At 69.1% G+C, this 21,044-nt stretch carries 20 protein-coding genes and 1 other RNA gene; 8 read left to right on the top strand and 13 right to left on the bottom strand.

Translation table 11 applies throughout. The annotated features are described in order from the left end of the window. Positions 1-7: 7 nt before the first annotated feature. Entirely contained in the window at positions 8-472 is a 465-nt protein-coding gene (locus tag BST10_RS02015; RefSeq protein WP_013828619.1) for an RDD family protein, read from the bottom strand. Positions 473-594: 122 nt separating this feature from the next. Between BST10_RS02015 and glnA (BST10_RS02020) the strand changes: the two genes are divergently transcribed. Continuing rightward, positions 595-2,031, top strand: a complete 1,437-nt coding sequence (gene glnA / locus BST10_RS02020; RefSeq protein WP_013828618.1) for a type I glutamate--ammonia ligase — start codon at positions 595-597, stop codon at positions 2,029-2,031. Between the two features lie 117 nt (positions 2,032-2,148). Here the strand turns inward: glnA (BST10_RS02020) and BST10_RS02025 are convergent, their stop codons facing one another. The 5 genes from BST10_RS02025 to BST10_RS02045 form a co-directional block, all read right to left on the bottom strand. Beyond that, on the bottom strand, positions 2,149-2,772 hold the full coding sequence (locus BST10_RS02025) for a hypothetical protein (protein ID WP_083036192.1): 624 nt from the start codon (positions 2,770-2,772) through the stop codon (positions 2,149-2,151). 144 nt (positions 2,773-2,916) lie between these two features. Continuing rightward, entirely contained in the window at positions 2,917-3,564 is a 648-nt protein-coding gene (locus BST10_RS02030; RefSeq protein ID WP_013828616.1) for a PaaI family thioesterase, read from the bottom strand. A 13-nt stretch (positions 3,565-3,577) separates the two neighbouring features. Beyond that, positions 3,578-6,604 carry a bifunctional [glutamine synthetase] adenylyltransferase/[glutamine synthetase]-adenylyl-L-tyrosine phosphorylase gene (locus BST10_RS02035; protein WP_083036193.1) on the bottom strand — a complete coding sequence of 1,009 codons (3,027 nt, stop codon included), beginning with the start codon at positions 6,602-6,604 and terminating at the stop codon, positions 3,578-3,580. A gap of 12 nt (positions 6,605-6,616) precedes the next feature. Beyond that, a complete protein-coding gene (gene glnA / locus BST10_RS02040; RefSeq protein ID WP_041317699.1) occupies positions 6,617-7,957 on the bottom strand; it encodes a type I glutamate--ammonia ligase in 1,341 nt (446 codons plus the stop codon). Positions 7,958-7,977: 20 nt separating this feature from the next. Next, positions 7,978-9,519, bottom strand: a complete 1,542-nt coding sequence (locus tag BST10_RS02045; RefSeq protein WP_049792873.1) for an alpha/beta hydrolase — start codon at positions 9,517-9,519, stop codon at positions 7,978-7,980. A 230-nt stretch (positions 9,520-9,749) separates the two neighbouring features. On the opposite strand from BST10_RS02045, the gene panB reads away from it, so the two are divergent. From panB to BST10_RS22890, 3 genes are all read left to right on the top strand, one after another. After that, positions 9,750-10,601, top strand: a complete 852-nt coding sequence (gene panB / locus BST10_RS02050) for a 3-methyl-2-oxobutanoate hydroxymethyltransferase (RefSeq protein WP_041317696.1) — start codon at positions 9,750-9,752, stop codon at positions 10,599-10,601. 33 nt (positions 10,602-10,634) lie between these two features. After that, on the top strand, positions 10,635-11,768 hold the full coding sequence (locus tag BST10_RS23645; RefSeq protein WP_083036194.1) for a CHAD domain-containing protein: 1,134 nt from the start codon (positions 10,635-10,637) through the stop codon (positions 11,766-11,768). Between the two features lie 128 nt (positions 11,769-11,896). Further along, a complete protein-coding gene (locus tag BST10_RS22890; RefSeq protein ID WP_133054396.1) occupies positions 11,897-12,196 on the top strand; it encodes a hypothetical protein in 300 nt (99 codons plus the stop codon). Between the two features lie 8 nt (positions 12,197-12,204). Here the strand turns inward: BST10_RS22890 and BST10_RS02060 are convergent, their stop codons facing one another. Both BST10_RS02060 and rnpB read right to left on the bottom strand, forming a co-directional pair. Beyond that, entirely contained in the window at positions 12,205-12,666 is a 462-nt protein-coding gene (locus tag BST10_RS02060; protein WP_081465508.1) for a hypothetical protein, read from the bottom strand. Between the two features lie 245 nt (positions 12,667-12,911). Beyond that, an RNA gene (gene rnpB, locus BST10_RS02065) (RNase P RNA component class A) lies at positions 12,912-13,297 on the bottom strand. Between the two features lie 88 nt (positions 13,298-13,385). Here rnpB and BST10_RS02070 point away from each other — a divergent pair. Next, the gene (locus tag BST10_RS02070) at positions 13,386-14,102 is read left to right on the top strand and encodes a 2OG-Fe(II) oxygenase (protein ID WP_083036195.1); all 717 of its coding nucleotides are present in this window, start codon (positions 13,386-13,388) and stop codon (positions 14,100-14,102) included. Here the strand turns inward: BST10_RS02070 and BST10_RS02075 are convergent. Further along, entirely contained in the window at positions 14,087-14,740 is a 654-nt protein-coding gene (locus tag BST10_RS02075; RefSeq protein ID WP_083036196.1) for a class I SAM-dependent methyltransferase, read from the bottom strand. The genes BST10_RS02070 and BST10_RS02075 overlap by 16 nt on opposite strands. Further along, positions 14,733-15,647, bottom strand: coding sequence for an NAD(P)/FAD-dependent oxidoreductase (locus tag BST10_RS02080; protein WP_083036197.1), 915 nt, complete (start codon positions 15,645-15,647; stop codon positions 14,733-14,735). The genes BST10_RS02075 and BST10_RS02080 overlap by 8 nt, the downstream gene beginning before the upstream one ends. 215 nt (positions 15,648-15,862) lie before the next feature. Between BST10_RS02080 and cysK the strand changes: the two genes are divergently transcribed. The 3 genes from cysK to BST10_RS02095 are packed head-to-tail and all read left to right on the top strand — an operon-like array spanning position 15,863 to position 18,011. Then, positions 15,863-16,798 (top strand): cysteine synthase A, encoded by a 936-nt coding sequence (gene cysK / locus BST10_RS02085; protein ID WP_083036198.1) that lies wholly within the window; start codon positions 15,863-15,865, stop codon positions 16,796-16,798. A 7-nt stretch (positions 16,799-16,805) separates the two neighbouring features. Continuing rightward, complete coding sequence (gene epsC / locus BST10_RS02090) at positions 16,806-17,390, top strand: serine O-acetyltransferase EpsC (RefSeq protein ID WP_083036199.1); 585 nt, start codon at positions 16,806-16,808, stop codon at positions 17,388-17,390. Positions 17,391-17,438: 48 nt separating this feature from the next. Then, positions 17,439-18,011 (top strand): helix-turn-helix domain-containing protein, encoded by a 573-nt coding sequence (locus BST10_RS02095; RefSeq protein ID WP_083036200.1) that lies wholly within the window; start codon positions 17,439-17,441, stop codon positions 18,009-18,011. A gap of 10 nt (positions 18,012-18,021) precedes the next feature. Here BST10_RS02095 and BST10_RS02100 read toward each other — a convergent pair whose 3' ends face one another. From BST10_RS02100 to BST10_RS02110, 3 genes are read right to left on the bottom strand one after another with little or no spacing between them, the layout of a single operon-like run. Continuing rightward, positions 18,022-19,134, bottom strand: coding sequence for a bifunctional RNase H/acid phosphatase (locus tag BST10_RS02100; RefSeq protein ID WP_083036201.1), 1,113 nt, complete (start codon positions 19,132-19,134; stop codon positions 18,022-18,024). Between the two features lie 24 nt (positions 19,135-19,158). Beyond that, positions 19,159-19,893: a zinc ribbon domain-containing protein gene (locus tag BST10_RS02105; RefSeq protein ID WP_083036202.1), complete on the bottom strand. Its 735-nt coding sequence runs from the start codon at positions 19,891-19,893 to the stop codon at positions 19,159-19,161. Further along, positions 19,890-21,023, bottom strand: coding sequence for a Nif3-like dinuclear metal center hexameric protein (locus tag BST10_RS02110; protein ID WP_083036380.1), 1,134 nt, complete (start codon positions 21,021-21,023; stop codon positions 19,890-19,892). Before BST10_RS02110 ends, BST10_RS02105 begins: the two co-directional genes overlap by 4 nt. Positions 21,024-21,044: the final 21 nt, after the last annotated feature.

The raw sequence follows: 21,044 nt of genomic DNA on the forward strand, positions 1-21,044 counted from the left end.
GATAGATTCAGCGGCTGCGCACCACGGCGGTTGCGGTGGCGCGATCCTGCAGACCGCGACCGTCGGCGTCGATGAACAGCGCCGGGACCACCAGCGCGATCGACAGGCCGCGTACCACCGCGCGGACCAGTCCCACGCCGGTGCCGTCCACCGCGACCACCCGCAGCCCGCACACATACTGACCCGGCGTGAAACCGAACAGCCGCACCGCGGCCACGCCCAGCACCAGCCAGATGACCAGCACCGCGGTGGCGAGCAACGGCGGGGTCACCAGCCCCAGCGTGACCCCCAGTCCGGCCAGGCCGTAGGCGACCAGCCAGTCGACGGCCAGTCCCAGCGCCCGGCGTCCCGTCGAGGCCAGCGACCCGGGACCGGTGGGCGGCAGGCCCAGGTCCTGCCCCGGGGCGCCTTCGGGGGGCTGCGGTCGAGCCGACTCCGGCCCGGACAGCCACGAGGAGAAAGTGCGGCTCATGCCTCCTACGATAAGCGGGCTGGAACCCGACCCGGCTTGGGCGGGTCCCGCCGCGGTTGCGTAACGTCAGCAACGGCAACCCCGCCGTCCGACCGGGGCTACCAGCGGAGGAGAACAATTCTGTGACCGACAAGACGGCCGACGACATTCTCAAGCTCGTGGCCGACGAGAACGTGGAGTACATCGACATCCAGTTCTGCGACTTGCCGGGCATGATGCAGCATCTGACGATCCCCGCCGCCACGCTCGACGCCAGCGTGTTCGAGGACGGATTGGCCTTCGACGGTTCCTCGATCCGCGGCTTCCAGTCCATCCACGAGTCGGACATGATGCTGCTGCCCGACTTCTCCACCGCCCAGATCGATCCGTTCCGGGCGGCCAAGACGCTGAACCTGAACTTCTTCGTCCACGACCCGTTCACCCGCGAGCCCTACTCCCGCGACCCGCGCAACGTCGCCCGCAAAGCGGAGAACTACCTGACCAGCACCGGCATCGCCGACACCGCCTACTTCGGCGCCGAAGCCGAGTTCTACATCTTCGACTCGGTGAGCTTCGACTCGCAGATGAACGGCACCTTCTACGAGGTCGACTCGGACTCGGGCTGGTGGAACACCGGCTCGCCGACCGAGATCGGCGGAGGCGTCAACCGCGGCTACAAGACCCGCCCCAAGGGCGGCTACTTCCCGGTGGCGCCCAACGACCATTACGTCGACCTGCGCGACGCGATGACCACCAACCTCGCCAACGCGGGCCTGACCCTGGAGCGCGGGCACCACGAGTGCGGCTCCGGCGGGCAGGCCGAGATCAACTACCGGTTCAACACGCTGCTGCACGCCGCCGACGACCTGATGCTGTTCAAATACATCATCAAGAACACCGCCTGGGCTAACGGCAAGACCGTCACCTTCATGCCCAAACCACTGTTCGGTGACAACGGCTCGGGCATGCATGTGCACATGTCGCTGTGGAAGAACGGCGATCCGTTGTTCTACGACGAGGCCGGTTACGCCGGGCTGTCCGACATCGCCCGGCACTGCATCGGCGGCATCCTGCACCACGCCCCGTCACTGCTGGCGTTCACCAACCCGACCATCAACTCCTATAAGCGCCTGGTGCCGCACTACGAGGCGCCGATCAACCTGGTCTACAGTCAGCGCAACCGCTCGGCCTGTGTGCGCATCCCGATCACCGGTACCAACCCCAAGGCCAAGCGGCTGGAGTTCCGCTGCCCGGACTCCTCGGGCAACCCGTACCTGGCGTTCGCGGCGATGCTGATGGCCTGCGTCGACGGCGTCAAGAACAAGATCGAGCCGGCCGCTCCGGTCGACAAGGATCTCTACGAGCTGCCGCCCGACGAGGCAGCCGGCATCCCGCAGGCCCCGACCACCCTGGCCCAGGTGATGGACAACCTGGAAGCCGATCACGAATACCTCACCGAGGGCGGGGTTTTCACGCCGGATCTGATCGAGAACTGGATCCGCTACAAACGCGACCACGAGATCACCCCGATCAACCTGCGCCCGCACCCCTACGAGTTCGCGCTGTACTACGACTGCTGAGTCGAGTTCCGGCGCGACACCATCGGCGGCGCAAATCGCGCAAAGTTCAGGGCGGGAATCAACCGGCCAGCAGGAATGTCGCGAGGAAGGCCAAGCGGCCGGCGGACGATCGTTGCGTCAGAACCCGAAGTCGAAGAAGTCCGTCATGGCCACGGCATCGTCGAAGAGGCTGCCGATCCAGACCACGGGAGCCGACGCGAGCGCGAGCGGGATCACCTCACCGAAGCTGATCCCCAGCATCTGGAATCCCGCGGACATGGTGTCGGCCATCGAGCCCTCGGCGACCGCACTCTCGAACGCCTGCGAGGCATCCAGCATCGATTCGCCGGCATCCGCCCACTGCTGGTTGAGCGGCGCGAAGAACAACTGGTCGATCAGCGACGACATCGACCCGGAATGCTCGAGGATCGTCGCTTCGGCCGGCGCGAGTTTGTCGTCGATGATGTCGACCGCCCGGTCCATGATGCTCGGAAAACGATGCATCGCCTCCACAGCCGACAGCAAGGTTCCGGATAGCTCTGAGGTGTCGATCCCGGTGATGACGTCGCTGGCGTCCCCGAAATTCGTACTCGCGATGATCAACAGCTCGGTCGAATCGGCGTTCTCGCCGGCGACTGCGATACCGGCGAGCTGATCGGCGGCGCCGGCGTGGGCGCCGCCCAGTCCGACCGTCACCGCAACCGCCACGGCCCCGCTGACCAGGCCGACTCCCACACCGAAACGACGCCCATAAGCCGACATCAGCAAGATCCTCTTCCCCGAATCCCCACCGCGACCCTGACAACCTCGCGGACATGAGTGTTTCTGAAGAAAACCCTAGCAAATGATCAGGTCCATCCGAAGAATTCCTGCGCAACGCATTCTCCCCGACTGCTGCGCCAGCCCTCACTCCACCGCGTCGCGGGCCCAGGACGGCATGATGAAGACCCCGTCGGCCTCCACGGTCACCCCGGACGCGTCGGAGATGTGCCCGCGGGCATAGGTCTTGAAGCCCTCCTTGCGGTAGATCGAGGCTTCGGCGTGCAATGGCCCCAGCGGGGTGCCGCGCAAGTACTTCACGGTGATGGTGCCGGTGTAGAGCGCCTTGGTCAGGCCGTCGCTGGCGGCCTCCCCCAGCAGGTGGTCGAGGACCAGGGCGCTGACCCCGCCGTGGACCAGGCTCGGCGGCCCTTCGTAGGCCGCCCCGAGATGGAAATCGGTCCAGCAGTGACCGTTTTCGCCGTGCTCGATCACCAGCGGAGGAGCGATCGGGTTGCGCAGCCCGATCACGGCGTTGCCCCATGCCAGCGGCCGCCCGTCGACCACGTAACGCATTCCGGGCGAGTCGCTCAGCGTATCGGCCTGCAGCCGCCCGGTCAGCTCGCGCAGTTGAGCGGTCACCTCGCGAGCCGTGGTGTCGTCGGTTTGGGTACGGATGGTGGCGTCGATCAGCTCACGCACCGCCTGCGCCAGCGGTCCGTAACGCTCCAACAACCGCGCACTCTCATCGGTACTGATCGTCGGCACGTTCGAGCCCGGCCTGAATTGCACCACAAACGTACTCCTTCTAGTCTCCGAATACCTTGCGCACCACAACCTTCGCGCGCCGCGTCACCCGCAGATAATTGTCCAGGAATTCACCGCCGTCACCGCCGGGCCAGCCGGCGGCCACCGCCACCGCGTTGAGCGCCCGCCCCGCCCCGGGCAGCTGGTCGGTCGGTTTGCCCCGCACCAGCACCAGCGCGTTGCGGGCCCGGGTCGCGGTCAGCCAGGCCTGCCGGAGCCGGTCCACGTCGTCTTCGTCGACCAGCCCGGCATCGGCGATGGCGTCCAGCGTCTCCAGCGTCGACGTGTTGTGCAGCGCCGGGACCTCGTGTGCGTGGCGCAGCTGCAGCAACTGCACGGTCCATTCGACGTCGGCCAGCCCGCCGCGGCCCAGTTTGGTGTGGGTGTTGGGATCGGCGCCTCGCGGCAGCCGCTCGGCGTCGACTCGGGCCTTCACCCGGCGGATCTCCCGCACCGCATCGACCGACACCCCGCCGGCGGGGTACCGGGTGCGGTCGACCATCAGCAGGAACCGGCGACCCAAGTCCGCGTCGCCGGCGACCCGGTGCGCCCGCAGCAACGCCTGGATCTCCCACGGCTGCGCCCACTGGTCGTAGTAGGCCGCATACGAGGCCAGGGTGCGCACCGGCGGGCCGCTGCGGCCCTCCGGTCGCAGGTTGATGTCCACCTGCAGCGGCGGGTCGGCGCTGGCGGTGCCCAGCAGTGCCCGGACCTGCTCGGCGATCGACGTCGCCCAGCGCACCGCGTCGGCATCGCTCACCCCCGCCACCTGTTCATTGGCCTCGCAGACGAACATCACGTCGGCGTCCGAGCCGTAGCCCAGCTCGCGCCCGCCGAGCCGCCCCATGGCGATGACGGCGATCCGTGCTGGAGCCGACTCCGCCTGGCCGTCTGGCAGGTTGACCCGGATGATCGCGTCCAGGCTGGCCTGCAACACCGCCACCCACACCGACGTCAACGCCGCGCAGACGTCGCGGACGTCGAGCATGCCCAGCAGGTCCGCCGAGGCGACCCGGGCCAGCTCGTGACGGCGCAGGCTGCGAGCGGCGGCGATCGCGCGCACCGGATCGGCGTGGCGGGCCGCCGAGGCGATCAGCGCCCGCGCCACCGCGTCCGGCTCGGGGTCCAGCAGCTTCGGCCCGGCAGGCCCGTCGCCGTAGGCCAGCAGGACATCCGGCGCGCGCAACAACAGTTCCGGAACATAAGCCGAGGTGCCCAGCACCCGCATCAGCCGCTTGGCGACGGCGCTGCTGTCGCGCAGCGTGCTCAGATACCAGCGGTGGGCGGCCAACGCCTCGCTGAGCCGCCGGTAGGCCAGCAGCCCGGCATCGGGATTGGGGGTGTCCGACAGCCAGTAGAGCAGCTTGGGCAGCAGCACCGTCTGCACCCGCCCGCGGCGGCCGCTCTGGTTGGTCAGCGCCGCCAGGTGCGTCAAGGCGTTCTGCGGCGCGTCATAGCCGAGCGCGGCCAGTTGCCGCTCGGCGGCGCCGGGCGTCAGACCGCCGGCCAGCTCCAGACCCGCGGGTCCGACCGCTTCCAGCAGCGGTTGGTAGAACAGCTTGGCGTGCAGCCGTGATACCCGCAGGTTCTGCGCCTTGAGCTCCTCGCGCAGCACTCCCAGCGCATCATGGCGGGCGTCCGGGCGGACGTGGGCGGAGCGGGCCAGCCAGCGCAACGCCTCGTCGTCGTCGGGCGGCGGCAGCATGTGGGTGCGCTTGAGCCGCTGCAACTGCAGCCGGTGTTCGAGAAGCCGGAGGAACTCATACGACGCGGTCAGGGTGGCCGCGTCCTCGCGGCCGATGTAGCCGCCGGCGCCCAGCGCCGCCAGGGCGTCGACGGTGGAGGCCACGTGGAGCGACTCGTCGCCGCGACCGTGGACCAGTTGCAACAGTTGCACCGCGAACTCCACATCACGCAGTCCCCCCGTGCCCAGCTTGATCTCCCGGTCCCGGATCTCGGCGGGCACCAGCTGTGCCACCCGCCGGCGCATCGCCTGCACGTCGGCGACGAAATCCTCACGCTCGCAGGCGGTCCACACCATCGGCAGCAGCGCGTCGACGTAGGCCCGCCCCAGCTCGGCATCACCGGCGGCGGGGCGGGCCTTGAGCAACGCCTGAAACTCCCAGGTCTTGGCCCACCGCTGGTAGTAGGCGATGTGCGACTCCAGCGTTCGCACCAGCGCACCGTGCCGGCCCTCCGGCCGCAGCCCGGCATCCACCTCGAAGAACGCCTCGCCCGCCACCGCCATCAGTTCGCCGGCGACCCGGCTGCTCACCGCGTCGGCTTCCTCGGCGACGAAGATGACGTCGACATCGCTGACGTAATTCAGTTCCCGCGCACCGGATTTGCCCATCGCGATCACGGCGAGCCGCGGCACGGCGGCGGTGTCGTCCGCGCCGCACACGTTCCGCTCGGCCACCTGCAGGGCGGCGGCCAGCGCGGCGTCGGCCAGGTCCGCCAGGTGCGCCCCGACGGCCACAAACGGCAGCGCCGGCAGTGGCTCCACGGTGGGCGCCAGATCCAGCGACGCCAACACCAGCAGCCGGTCGCGGTAGAGCACCCGCAGCCGCTCGACGTAGGCGCCGTCCGTGGTCTCGGCGATGCAGTCGGCGAACATGGCGCGCAACGCATCCGCCGACGGCAGGGTGATCACCCCGTCGGCAGCGCCGTCGGCGCCCTCGGGGGCCGCCAACAGCTTCCACGACTGCGGATGGGCGATGAGGTGATCACCCAGCGCCAGTGAGGATCCGATCACCCCGAACAGCCGCCCGCGCAGACCGCGGTCGGCCAGCAACGCAGCGCTCAGTTCCTGCCAGTCGATTCCCGGCGTCTCCGACAGCCGGACCAGGGTGCGCAGCGCGACGTCGGCGTCGGGTGCCCGCGACAGCGCCCAGAGCACATCGACGTGCGGCTGGGTGTAGGCGCTGTACCACCCCAGTGCCGTCAGGTCCGCCGCGGCGTACCGGTCGACCAAACCGAGCCGCCCGACGCTGGGCAGCTTGCGGCGCTGCGCTCCGGGATAGGCCACGAGGCGTCCGGACTAGAGCGCCAGGTAGTTCTGCAGCTCGTAGGGGGTCACGTGGCTGCGGTAGTTGGCCCACTCCTGGCGCTTGTTACGCAGGAAGAAGTCGAAAACCTGCTCCCCCAGCGCTTCTGCGACCAGCTCGGAGTTCTCCATCTCGGAAAGGGCGCGCTCCAGGGTGCCGGGCAGTTCCCGATAGCCCATCGCCCGGCGTTCCTCGGGCGTCAACGCCCACACGTTGTCCTCGGCTTCCGGGCCGAGCTCGTAGCCCTTCTCCACCCCGCGTAGCCCCGCGGCCAGCAGCACGGCGAAGGTCAGGTAGGGGTTGCACGCCGAGTCCGGACTGCGCACTTCGACGCGCCGCGACGACGTCTTGTGGGGGCTGTACATCGGTACCCGCACCAGCGCCGACCGGTTGGAGGCACCCCAGGATGCCGCGGTGGGCGCCTCCCCGCCGTGGATCAGCCGTTTGTAGGAGTTCACCCACTGGTTGGTGACGGCACTGATCTCGTTGGCGTGCTCGAGGATTCCGGCGATGAACGACTTGGCGGTATCGGAAAGCTGCAGTGGGTCATCTGGGCTGTGGAAGGCATTGACCTCGCCCTCGAACAGGCTCATGTGGGTGTGCATGGCCGAACCGGCGTATTCGCGGAACGGCTTGGGCATGAACGATGCCCGCACTCCTTCTTTGAGCGCGATCTCTTTGATCAGGTAGCGGAACGTCATCACGTTGTCGGCCATCGACAGCGCGTCGGCGTAGCGCAGGTCGATCTCCTGCTGACCCGGGGCGTTCTCGTGGTGGCTGTACTCCACCGAGATGCCCATGGTTTCCAGCGCCTCGATCGCGTGCCGGCGGAAGTTCGCGGCCGAGCCGTGGATCGCCTGGTCGAAGTAGCCGGCGTCGTCGGCCGGTACCGGCGTCGACCCGTCGTACGGGCCGGGCTCAAGCAGGAAGAACTCGATCTCGGGGTGCACGTAGCAGGCGAAGCCCAGCTCGCCGGCCTTGGCCAGTTGCCGGCGCAGCACGTGCCGCGACGACGCCCACGCCGGCGACCCGTCGGGCATGGTGATGTCGCAGAACATCCGGGCCGAGTACTGCCGGCCGGCGTCCGATGTCCACGGCAGCAGCTGGAACGTGGACGGGTCGGGGTGGGCGACCATGTCCGATTCGAAGACCCGGGCGAAGCCCTCGATCGCCGAACCGTCGAAGCCCACGCCCTCCTCGAAGGCACCCTCGAGCTCAGCCGGTGCGATCGCGACCGACTTCAGGTATCCCAGGACGTCGGTGAACCAGAGCCGGACGAAGCGGATGTCGCGTTCCTCCAGCGTGCGGAGCACAAACTCCTTCTGACGGTCCATACCGCGAAGCGTAGCAGCGCTCAGCACTTCGCATCGGTCGGCGGCAACGTGCCTTCGATCAGGTAACGCGTGGCGAACCCGTCGACGCATTCGTTGCCCTGAAACACCACCGTGTGCTGGGTTCCGTTGAACGTCAGCAGGCCGCCGCGCAACTGCTTGGCCAGGTCAACACCCGCCTGATACGGGGTGGCCGGGTCACGGGTGGTCGACACCACCATCGTCGGCGGCAGATCCGGCACCGAGATGGTGTGCGGCTCGCTGGTCGGGGGCACCGGCCAGAACGCGCAGGTGCTCAGTGGCGCGTCACCGGTGAACTTCCCGTAACTCATGAACGGCGCCAATTCACGCGACCGCCGGTCCTCGTCGATCACCTTGGCGCGGTCGGTGATCGGCGGCTGGTCGACACAGTTGACCGCCACCCGGGCGTCGGTGGCGTTGGTGTACTGGCCCTTGGCGTCGCGGCGCATGTACAGATCGGACAGGCTGAGCATGATGTCGCCGCGCCCGCCGGCCAGATCCGACAGCCCGTCGTTGAGGTGCGTCCAGAACGTCGGCGAGTACAGCGCCATGATGGTCCCGACGATGGCGTCGCTGTAGGACAGCCCGCGCGGGTCCTTGGTCCTGGCGGGCTTGTCCACCAGCGGGTCGACCAGGCTGTGGTAGACGTCGACGGCCTTGTCCGGATCGGTGCCCAGCGGGCACTCCGGCTCCTTGGCGCAGTCCGCCGCGAAGTCGTCGAAGGCGCCCTGAAAGGCCTGCGCCTGGCGCAGGTCCTCCTCGATCGGGTCGGCGTTGGGGTCGACCGCGCCGTCGAGGATCATCGCGCGCACATTCTGCGGGAAGGCCTCGGCATAGGCCGAGCCGATCCGGGTGCCGTAGGAATATCCCAGGTAGGTCAGCTTCTCGTCGCCCAGCCCGGCCCGGATCGCGTCGAGGTCACGGGCGACGTTGACGGTGCCGACGTTGGCCAGGAACTCCTTGCCGGTCTTCTCCAGGCAGCGCTCGACGTATTCCTTGGTCTCGTTCTCGATGCGTGCCACGCCCTCGGGGCTGTAGTCCACCTGGTTGAGGGCCCGCAGCCGGTCGTTCTCCTTGTCGGAGTTGCACCAGACCGCCGGCCGGCTCGACGCCACCCCCCGCGGGTCGAAGCCGACCAGGTCGAAGTGCTCGCGGACCTTGCGCGGCAGCGTGGTGACCAGACCCACCGCGGTTTCGATGCCGGACTCGCCCGGCCCGCCCGGGTTGATCACCAGCGAGCCGATCTTGTCCTTGGTGGCCGGGAACCGGATCATGGCCAGCCGGGCCACGGCGCCCTGCGTGTTGGAGTAGTCGACCGGCACCGCGATGAATCCGCACTGGGCGTCGTCGGGCACCTTGATGTTGGTGTCGGCGGTGAACCGGCACTTGTCCCACTGCACCGGCTGGCCGACCCGCGGCGCGGCCAATACCGCGTGCCCCGGCGTCATCCTGGTGCAGCTGCCGACCGTGAGCGCCACCATCGCGATCGCGAGGCAGGTCAGGGTCGTACGCGCGATCCTGTCGCGGCGGGTCGGCGGGGTCATGACACCACATGCTGCCATGCACGGTCGGTCGGCTCCGGGCACCCGGTCGCTCAGCGCGTGGCGTCGAGCAGGCCCGCCGCTGATCGGGCCGGCCGGTTCGGGTGTGAGGAAATCCACTCCACCTGGTGGTTCAGCAGCACCGCGGCAGGTGGCACACTGGCTGATGTCAGACGACCCGGGGACCCTGCGCAGGGCTTCGAGGATCGACCCGACCAATTCGAGGGACAACGATGTCTGAGCACGTTTACGGCGCTTCGCGCGATGACAAGCCCCAACCGACCCGCATTGCTCCGCAGACCCGCGTTCATCATCTGCAACAGCTGAAAGGCGAGGGCCGCAAGTGGGCGATGCTCACGGCCTACGACTACTCCACGGCCCGGATCTTCGACGATGCCGGCATCCCGGTGCTGCTGGTGGGCGACTCGGCGGCCAACGTGGTCTACGGCTACGACAGCACCGTGCCGATCTCCATCGATGAACTGATCCCGTTGGTCCGGGCGGTGGTGCGCGGCGCCCCGCATGCACTGGTGGTCGCCGACCTGCCGTTCGGCTCGTATGAGGGCGGACCGGCGGCGGCGCTGGCCACCGCCACCCGCTTCATGAAGGAGGGCGGCGCCCACGCGGTCAAACTGGAAGGCGGAGAGCGGGTGGCCGAGCAGATCGCGACGCTGTCGGCGGCCGGCATCCCGGTGATGGCGCACATCGGCTTCACCCCGCAGAGCGTCAACACCCTCGGCGGTTTCCGGGTGCAGGGTCGCGGTGACGCCGCCGAGCAGACCATCCACGATGCGATCGCCGTCGCCGAGGCCGGTGCGTTCGCCGTGGTGATGGAGATGGTGCCCGCCGAACTGGCCACCCAGATCACCGGCAAGCTGACCATTCCCACCGTCGGGATCGGCGCCGGACCCAACTGCGACGCGCAGGTGCTGGTATGGCAGGACATGGCCGGGATGACCACCGGCAAGACCGCCCGGTTCGTCAAGCGTTTCGGCGATGTCGGCGCTGAATTACACCGTGCGGCAACCCGGTACGCCGACGAGGTGTCGGCCGGTACCTTCCCCGCCGAGGAGCACTGCTTCTGACACGGCGCCACTCGCGGTGTGACACGCTGAGCTATGGCCGGTGACAACGCGGGCGATCCGATCCGCTGCGCCATTGCCGAGCAGGTCGCTTCGCTGCCGGTGATCGAGCGCGCCGTGCGGGCCGATGCCGACGACGCGGTGCATCAGCTGCGGGTGAGCATCCGCCGGATCCGCAGCCTGCTGCGGGCCGTTCCCGGCGGTTCAGCGAGGCTCGACGAAGGAGAGGCGAAGCTGGGACCGCCGCACGAACACAGCGGTTCAGCGAGGCTCGACGAAGGAGAGGCGAAGCTGGGACCGCCGCACGAACACAGCGGTTCAGCGAGGCTCGACGACGGAGAGGCGAAGCTGGGACCGCCGCACGAACACGGCGGTTCAGCGAGGCTCGACGAAGGAGAGGCGAAGCTGGGACCGCCGCACGAACACAGCGGTTCAGCGAGGCTCGACGAAGGAGAGGCGAAGCTGGGACCGCCGCACGAACACAGCGGTTCAGCGAGGCTCGACGACGAGCTGCGCTGGCTGGCCGGGGTGCTCGGCACGGCGCGGGACACCGAAGTGCTGGCCCAGCGCTACCGGCGGGCACTCCACCGGATCGCACCGTCACTGGTGCGGGGGCGGGTCGCCGAACGACTGGTGGACGCCGCCGCGCAGCGCTACCGGGCCGGGTGGGCGCAATCGGTGGCCGCGCTGGACTCGCCCCGGTATCGCCGACTGCTCGCCGGCCTTGAGACCGTGGCCGCCGGGCAGAGCACCGCCCCGGCCGACGAGTCGGCCGGCAGCGACACCGCGACCGTCGCGGCCGCCTATCGGCGGGTGCGCAAGGCCGCCAAGGCCACCCGGGTCGGCGGTACCGGCCACGACGACGAAGCGCTGCACCGGATCCGCAAGGCGGCCAAGCGGCTGCGCTACACCGCGGCGGCGATGGGTGCACCCTCGATCGAGGAGCAGGCCAAGACGATCCAGAACCTGCTCGGCGAGCATCAGGACAGTGTGGTCAGCCGGGAACATCTGCTTACCGAGTCTCGGGCCGCCGAAGCAGCCGGTGAGGACACCTTCACCTACGGGTTGCTCTACCAGCAGGAACGCGACATCGCCCGCACCTGCCGGGCCCAACTCGATCAGGCGCTCGACGAACTCGCCGAGTCGATGGCAGTGCTACGGGGCGGATGAGCCGGCCTGTAATCCCGCCGCGGTGAACGCCGCACACGGCCACATCTGGGCACGTGCGAACTCGACGACTGTCCACCGCCAAGCCCCACCAGCGAGAGAACCCGGGCCCTTTCGGCCGGTGCACCACGTTGGCATTCCCCGGCGGGGACACGTGGCCCCGCCCCGGTCGGACGCTGACACCGACCAACCAACGAAATGCACTGCATCAAAAGGTATTTCACGAAAAATCAACGACCAGCCATCGCCCGCTGATCGAGCCACTGTCGACCACGCCAACTCAGCCAAGCCGGAAGGGAAATACCCATGAGCGCACCAACCCCGGGATCGTCACCACCGACGCCGAGGTGTTCAAAGCCGAAGCCGGCCGCAGGCGCATGAAGGCCATCCTCCGCCGCCAGCCAGCACGCTTGCGGGCGGTCCTCTACTGAGAGGGCGCCTAGTCCCCGGCGGATGTGCCCGCCAGTGCGCCCAGTACCCGATCGATGAACCGGTCGGCGCTGCCACGAAGACTGTCGTTCGTGTGTTGGGTCGTGTCGACCTCGATCGGATTCCCGGATGCAAAGCGCACCACCACTGCGCGCCGGTACGTTCGCTCCCCGAAAGTGTCCGCCGGACCATAGGCGTTGACTTCGACCCCGATGACCTGGCTCAGCGGCCGGATCAGCGCAACGAGATCCTGCTCCTCCGCAGCGTCCGCGATGTAGTCCAGCTGTCCGATCGCGTGCCCGTCGATCCACACAAGACGGCGCTGCTGATCCGGCAGCATCTCGCGTGCGAAGCCATCAACCGGCCATCGCCTAACCAGCTCGCCGATCTGCTCAACCACGATCCTGGGCGGCCGCGACCAGTCCGGGAATACGTCCCTGGCTATCTGCCGGAGTCGTTCTTCATTCGTCATGGACGACAAGTTAACCCGCAATGCTCCCTCGCGCAGGCCGCGATCAGCCCGGGATGACGGTGGCCCGTCAACTTGTGACGGTGCTGGGCACGGCTCGAAGCTCGCGCCACCCAAAACGGCCGCCAGCAACCGGATCCGCTTCCCCCACGCTCAGGCCTGCACTTGCTCCGCCACTACTACGCCAGCCGGTTGATCCGGCACGGCGAGAGCGTCAATGGGTGAACGCACTGGTCAAACCTACGGGGCGGACGAGCTGGCCTGTAAGCCGGATTCTGTTCCGCACCGCGGGCGCGGTGCGGCGGCGACCATCCATCTGGGCACACCGTCGCCGGGTACCTCGAGCGGCCTACCCGCAGATTCGGGCGAGCAGCCCTCGAACACCTGCGCGACCGCACGAAGTGCGGTCTTCTTGGCCTTGCTTCGGGTGGGGTTTACCAAGCCGTACCGGTCACCCGGCACGCTGGTGCGCTCTTACCGCACCGTTTCACCCTTACCACCTCGCGGTGGCGGTCTGCTTTCTGTGGCACTATCCCGCGAGTCACCTCGGATTGCTGTTAGCAATCACCCTGCTCTGTGAAGTCCGGACTTTCCTCGACCCACTCTCGCGAGCCGCGGCCGCCCGGCCAACTCGTCCGCGCTGATCACCGTACCGGCAAGCCGTCCGGTGAGCCACCCGCAGCGCCCCGCCGCCGAGCCGGCCGGGCTTAGGCTTTGCGGTGATGACAACGACACCGTGGCAGCGGCGGGTGGACGCCGGCGACTGGGACGCCATCGTCGCCGAACTCGACGAGGTCGGCGGCGCGCTGTTGCCGCGGCTGCTGACGGTGTCGGAGGCTGCGCGGCTACGCGGTATCTACAAGGACGACGAGCGCTTCCGCGCCACCGTCGACATGCAGCGACAGCGCTACGGATCCGGGCAATACCGGTACTTCGGCGCGCCGGCACCGGATCCCGTCGATGCGCTCAAACGGGCGCTGTATCCGCACCTGCTGCCGATCGCGCGGAACTGGGCGGCGCGGCTGCGGCGAGACGCCCCGTGGCCCGACGACTTCGACGAATGGCTGGATCACTGTCACCGGACCGGGCAGACCAAACCCACCGCGCTGATGTTGCGCTACGGTCCCGGCGACTGGAACGCACTGCACCGGGACCTGTACGGCGACTTGGTGTTTCCGCTGCAGGTGGTGATCAACCTCAGCGACCCGGGCACCGACTACACCGGCGGGGAATTCCTGCTGGTCGAACAGCGGCCGCGCGCCCAGTCCCGGGGCACCGCCACCCAGTTGCCGCACGGACACGGCTATCTGTTCACCACCCGCGACCGGCCGGTGCGCTCCACCCGGGGCTGGTCGGCGTCGCCGGTGCGCCACGGCGTTTCGACGGTCCGCTCCGGCGAGCGCTACACCCTCGGGCTGATCTTTCACGACGCCGCTTGAACGTCGCCGTTCGGTGTGCGGCGCAGCAGAATCACGTTGTCGGTCAGCGTGGCGGTCTGGCCGTCGGGCCCGACGGCGTCACGCTCGGCGGTGCCCACCCGCAGCCGCTCCCACCGCGCATCGTCGAGGCGCAGCCCCGCCAGCACCTCCTCCGCCGCGGCGAAGTGGTGGGCGTGGGCCTGCTCCCCAGCCCACGGGGGCGCACCATGGTCGACGATCAGCAGCAGCCCGCCCGCCGCCACCGCCTCGGCGGCCCGGCGCAGCACCGTGTCGCGTTCCAGCCGCGCCGGGGAGTGTAGGAACTGCGCCGACACCAGGTCGAACCGGCCGGCCGGAAAGCTGTCGGACAGATCGTGCCGCTCGAAATGAATGTGCGGCAGCACTTCTCGTTGCCGCGCTGCGGCCCGAGCCCGGTCCAAGGCGTTGGCCGAGACGTCCACGGCGAGCACCTGCCAACCCTTTTCGGCCAACCAGATCGCATCAGCGCCCTCGCCGCAGCCCAGGTCCAGCGCCCGGCCCGGCGCCAGGCCGGCGGCGATCTGTGCGAGGTGGACGTTGACCCGGCCGCTCCATATCCGGTCGTCGCCGTCGTAGAACTCGTCCCAGAACTCCTGCGCGTCGCGCTGCGGTTCAGACATCGCCTACCGCCAGACTCTGCACCACTGCGACTGCGGCCCGAGCCCCCGCCGCGATCGCCACGGCGACCTGCGGCATCTCGCCGGTCAGGTCTCCGGCGGCGAACACCCCGGGAACCGAGGTGCGGTACAGCGGATCCACGCCGATCGGGTCTTGGGCGACCGGGCTCGGCGCGGTGATGTCCACGCCCAGTTGGGCCGCCAACCGATCGCGCTGCCGCGTGCCGGTCGCGACCAGCAGCCCGCGCCGCGGCAGTCGGCTGCCGTCGGCGAACACCACCGCCGACAATTCACCGTCAGCTGCATCCAGCGCCGCTACCGGCCGCTCGTCGACCTCGACGCCGGCACCGGCCAGCCGGGCGCGGCCAGCGTCGGCGAGGTCGGCCGAGCCGTCGGCCAGCAGCACGATGTCGTCGCTCCAGCACCGCAACAGCAACGACAGCTGCACGGCTTTCTCACCGCGGGCCAACACCGCCAGTGGTTGATCGGCCACCTCCCAGCCGTGGCAGAACGGACAGTGGAAGACCGACCGGCCCCACAGCGGCGCCAGGCCGGGCAGCTCCGGTGGCAGGTAGGCCATTCCGGTGGTCAGCAGCACCCGGCGGGTGCGCTCGTTGGCCCCGTCCGCCGAGCGCACGACGAAGTCCTCGTCCACCCGGCTGATGTCGGTCACCTCGCCGGAGCGGATCTGCACACCGTAGGACGCGAGTTCGCTGCGTCCGATTTCATACAGGTCGGCCGGCGGGCGCCCGTCGTGACCCAGTAGGCCGCCGATGCCGGCAGCGGGCAGGTTGCTCTGCTCCCCGGCGTCGATCAGGAATGTCTTGCGTCGGGACCGGCCCAGCACCAAGCCGGCGCTGAGCCCGGCCGCCCCGCCGCCCACCACAATGCAATCCCAGATCTCTGCCATACGCCCGAGCGTGCCGGTGCGCTCCAGACCCGGCAAGCCCACTTGCTATCTAGGCAAGTACGCGGATGGGTTCACATCCCCGTCGATATGAAAATCGAGGTGTTCTGCCGGGCCATTCGTCGCACCGAAGCAGCGGGCTCCTAGCATCGTTTACGGGGTCTGTTTTGTGTGGCCACGACGCAGCACCGGACGAGCAGCGAGAGATAAGGTCTCCTATGGGCAGGATCTACGACAACGTCACCGAACTGGTCGGGCATACGCCGCTCGTCCGGCTCAACCGGCTCACCGATGGCCTCGGCGCGAAGGTGCTGGCCAAGCTGGAGTTCTATAACCCGGCGCACAGTGTCAAAGATCGCATTGGGGTGGCGATCGTCGACGCCGCCGAGCGCTCCGGTGAGCTGCGGCCCGGCGGAACCATCGTCGAGGCCACCAGCGGCAACACCGGCATCGCGCTGGCGATGGTCGGTGCGGCGCGCGGGTACAAGGTGATCCTCACCATGCCGGACACCATGTCCACCGAGCGCCGGGTGATGCTTCGCGCGTTCGGCGCCGAGATCGTGTTGACCCCCGGCGCCGAGGGCATGTCCGGCGCGGTGGCCAAGGCGAAGCAGATCATCGCCGACACCGACAACTCGGTGGCAGCCGATCAGTTCGCCAACCCCGCCAACCCGGAGATCCACGCGACGACGACCGCCGAGGAGATCTGGTCGGACACCGACGGCGCGGTCGACATCTTCGTCGCCGGGATCGGCACCGGCGGAACACTGACCGGGGTGGGTCACGGGCTCAAGGAACGCAAACCCGGGGTAAGGATCGTCGGCGTCGAACCGAAAGACTCCCCGATCCTCACCGGCGGAGACCCCGGGCCGCACAAGATCCAGGGTCTCGGAGCGAATTTCGTGCCCGAGGTGCTCGATCCGGAAGTCTACGACGAGATCATCGATGCCACCTTCGACGACGCCGTCAAGGTCGCGCGCCGGCTCGGCACCGACGAGGGCATCCTCGGCGGAATCTCCGCGGGTGCGAACGTCTGGGCCGCAATCGAACTGGCCAAGCGCCCGGAGAACGACGGCAAGCTCATCGTCACGGTCATCCCCGACTTCGGCGAACGCTACATCTCGACGCCGCTGTTCGAGCACATCAGGGAATAATCGCCTTATGAGCCTGATATCGGCGGTACGCGAAGACCTGCAGAACGCCCGGGCCCACGATCCGGCAGCGCGTGGGAACGTGGAGAACGCCTTGGTGTATTCAGGTCTGCACGCCATCTGGTCACACCGTGTGGCACACCGGCTTTGGGCCCGGCCCGCATTGCGGGGCACCGCACGGCTGCTGGCCCAGTTCACCCGGTTGCTGACCGGGGTCGAGATCCATCCGGGTGCGACCATCGGCCGGCGGTTCTTCATCGACCACGGGATGGGCGTGGTGATCGGCGAGACCACCGAGATCGGCGACGACGTGATGCTCTACCACGGCGTGACGCTGGGCGGCCGCTCGATGAAGCGGGGCAAGCGCCATCCCACGGTGGGCGACCGGGTCACCATCGGCGCCGGGGCAAAAGTGCTCGGGCCGATACGCATCGGGGACGACTCAGCGGTGGGCGCCAATGCCGTCATCACCCGTGACGTACCGGCGAACTCGATCGCGACCGGGATCCCGGCGGTGGTGCGCCCCCGGGCCGAGACCCAGCGGGAGCCCGGTGTCGACCCGACGGCCTACATCGACCCCGCGATGTACATCTGACCCGGGCCCGATTGCGCTGACCGGCATCCGTCGGCAAACTGGTTTGCCGTGGCGGCAACTGATGAGAACAGCGTCGACCTGCGGGTGCGCCGCCGGCTGCGGGAACTACGCACCCAGCAGGGGCTGACACTCGAGGACGTGGCAACGCGCGCCCGCATCGACGTCTCGACGCTGAGCCGGCTGGAGTCCGGCAAACGGCGCCTGGCACTGGATCACCTGCCCCGGCTGGCCGAGGCGCTGTCGGTCAGCACCGACGAGTTGCTGCGCGCCCCCGAACACCGCGACCCGCGGGTACGGGGCGCCGCGCAGACCCGCCACGGCATCACCTACTGGCCGCTGACCCGGCACGGCCCGGCCGGTGGCCTGCATGCCTTCAAGATCCGGGTCAACGTCCGGCGTCGGCGTCCGGCCGAGTTGCCGGTTCACGAGGGGCACGAGTGGATGTACGTGCTGTCGGGCCGACTGCGCTTGGTGCTCGGCGACGACGACTTCCTGATCGGGCCGGGCGAGGCCGTGGAATTCTCCACCTGGATCCCGCACTGGTTCGGCGCGGTCGACAGGCCGGCGGAGGCGATCATGATCTTCGGCGCCCACGGTGAGCGGGTGCACCTGCGCGACTGAGCGCGCCCCGTTAGAGGTAGGCGGTCTGATTCACCAGTCGCACCGACGCGGGCCCGTCAGCGAAGAACTCGGCGATGCTCAGCGAGGCCAGGTCCAGGTGCAGCCGGTAGAGAATGGCCGGACCGGCGTCCAGCGCCAGGCGCAGCATCGTCTTGATCGGCGTCACATGCGACACCACCAACACGGTGGTGCCGGCGCGCTCGGCGATGATCCGGTCGCGTGCGCGCCGTACCCGCCGTTGCACCGCATCGAAACTCTCCCCGCCTGGCGGCTCGGTAGCGGTGTCGGTCAGCCACCGCCGGTGCAGTTCCGGGTCGCGTGCGGCCGCCTCGGCGAACGTCAGGCCCTCCCAGGCGCCGAAGTCGGTCTCGATCAGATCCTCATCGACGGCCACGTCCAGTCGCAGCAGCTTCGCCGCGGCGGTGGCGGTGTCATGGCAGCGCTGCAGTGGCGAACTGATCACCGCCGAAATGCCGCCGCGCTGCGCCAGGAAGCGCGCCGCCGCGTCGGCCTGGCGCCGGCCCGTGTCGGTCAGTTCCGGATTGCCGCACCCGGAGTAGCGCCGTTGCACCGACAATTCGGTCTGCCCGTGCCGCAGCAGCAACAGCCTGGTAGGGGTCCCCGTCGCGCCCGTCCAGCCGGGCGCCGTGGGCTTATCCGACACCGGTTTCCCGGGATTCTCGGCCGTCGGCTCCGCAACGGCCGGGGCGGTGCCATTGGCGGCGGCGGCGTCCATCGCCTCATTCGCCAGCCGGTCGGCGTGAGAGTTCTTCTCCCGCGGAATCCAGTTGTAGCGGACGTGGTCAAACTTGGCCGCCAGCTCACGGGCGCGGGTGTGTAGCGGGATCAGATCCGGATGCTTGACCTTCCATCGGCCGGCCATTTGTTCGACCACCAACTTGGAGTCCATGAACACCGCCACCTCGGCGGCGCCTAGTCGTGCCGCCTCGGTCAGACCGGCGACCAGGCCGCGGTATTCGGCCACGTTGTTGGTGGCCACGCCGATCGACTCCTTGATCTCGGCGAGCACCTCGGCGCGATCCGCGGACCACACCACCGACCCGTAGCCGGCGGGCCCCGGGTTGCCGCGCGATCCGCCGTCGGCCTCGACTACAACCTTCATCCCACGACCTTCATCCGCGGCGCTCTACCCGAAGTCCTTGACCCGCAACAGGATCGCACTGCACTCCGGGCAGCGCAGCACCTCCTCGGGCTGGGCCGCCGAGATCCGGGCGAGCTCACCGCGGTCGATCTCGATCCGGCAGGCCCCGCACTGGCCGCCTCGCAGCGGTCCCGCCCCGACGCCGCCGGAGGCCCGCTGCCGCTCGTAGAGCGCGAGCAGCTCACCGTCGATCGTGCCGGCCAGCTCCGCACGGGTCGCCGCGCGCTGGGCACGAGTGGTCTCGAGATCGGCCGACGCGGTCTGCAGGCTCTGCTCCACCCGGGCCAGCTCGGTGGCCAGCTCGTCGACCACACCGGTTTCGGCGGTCGCCTGCGTCTGCAGTTGCTCACGCTGTTCCAGCAGCTCCAGCAGCGAATCCTCCAGGCTGGCCTGACGCCGCTGCAGTGTCTCGAGCTCGTGCTGCAGGTCGGCGACCTGCTTGGCACTGGTCTGCCCGGAGTCCAGCAGCGCGCGGTCACGGTCTGCGCGCTGGCGCACCGCGTCGATCTCGGACTCGAACCGGGCGGCTTGGGCGTCCAGATCCTCCAGCGCCAATTCCAGTGCGGCCAGCCGGTCGGCGGCGGCGGTGTGATCGGCCTGGATGCGCTCATGCTCCTGCTGCTCGGGAAGATGACCGGCCCGATGTGCGATTCGGGCCAGTTCGGCGTCGAGTTCGGAGAGCTCCAGAAGCGAACGTTGGTGTGCCACTTCAGCCTTCATCGCCGGTCTCCTTCGAGCGCGAGATTCCAGGGGTCGGTACGCAACGCGCTGACGCGCACCGGCAGGGCAGCACCGAAATGCGACCGGAGCACGTCGGCCGCCTGCGCGCACCACGGGTATTCACTGGCCCAGTGCGCCACATCGACCAGCGCCACCGCCGACCGGCGGCCATGCTCGTCGGCCGGGTGATGGCGCAGATCCGCGGTGACGTAGGCCTGTGCGTCGGCCACCGCCGCAGCGTCCAGCAGGGAATCGCCGGCGCCGCCGCACACTGCCACCCGCGACACCGGCAGATCCGGGTTCCCGGCCGCGCGCACCCCCCACGAGGTGGCCGGCAGCCCGGCGGCGACCCGGGCCACGAACGTGCTCAGCGGCTCCGGCGCCGGCAAGGTGCCGATCCGGCCGATCCCGACCCCAGCGGGCAGCGGTTGCAGCGCGAACACGTCGAACGCCGGTTCCTCGTAGGGATGCGCGGCAAGCAGCGCCGCCCGGACCCGGCCGCGGGCGCGGGCCGGAGCCACCACCTCGATGCGATCCTCGGCGACGCGCTCCACCGCGCCCACCCGCCCGATCGTCGGGTCCGCGCCGTCGCCGGGCAGGAACTGTCCGGTCCCGGTCACCCCCCAACTGCACTGGGTGTAGTCGCCGATGTGCCCGGCTCCGGCGGCGAACACCGCGGCCCGCACCGCCTCGGCGTGCTCGATCGGGGTGTAGATCACCCACTTGTCGGTGTCGGGGGCCTGCGTGGCCGGTTCCAGCACGGCCTCCACGGTCAGGCCCAGTGCGTCCGCCAGCGCATCCGACACCCCCGGTGAGGCCGAGTCGGCATTGGTGTGCGCGGTGAACAGGGCTCGCCCGGAACGGATCAGCCGGTGTACCAGCGAGCCCTTGGGGGTACTGGCCGCCACGGTGTCCACCCCGCGCAACAGCAGCGGGTGATGGGCCAGCAGCAGGCCGCCGTCGGGCACCTCGTCGACGACCGCCGCGGTCGCGTCGACCGCGATTGTCACCGAGCCCACCACGTCGTCCGGATCGCCGCAGACCAGCCCGACGGAGTCCCACGAGTGAGCCAGTTCCGGGGGGTAGGCGGCGTCGAGCACGTCGATGACATCAGCCAGCCGCGCGGTCACACCCCAAGACAGTAGTGCGCC

It is taken from the genome of Mycolicibacter algericus DSM 45454 (assembly GCF_002086455.1).
In the GTDB taxonomy this organism is placed as follows: Bacteria; Actinomycetota; Actinomycetes; order Mycobacteriales; family Mycobacteriaceae; genus Mycobacterium; species Mycobacterium algericum.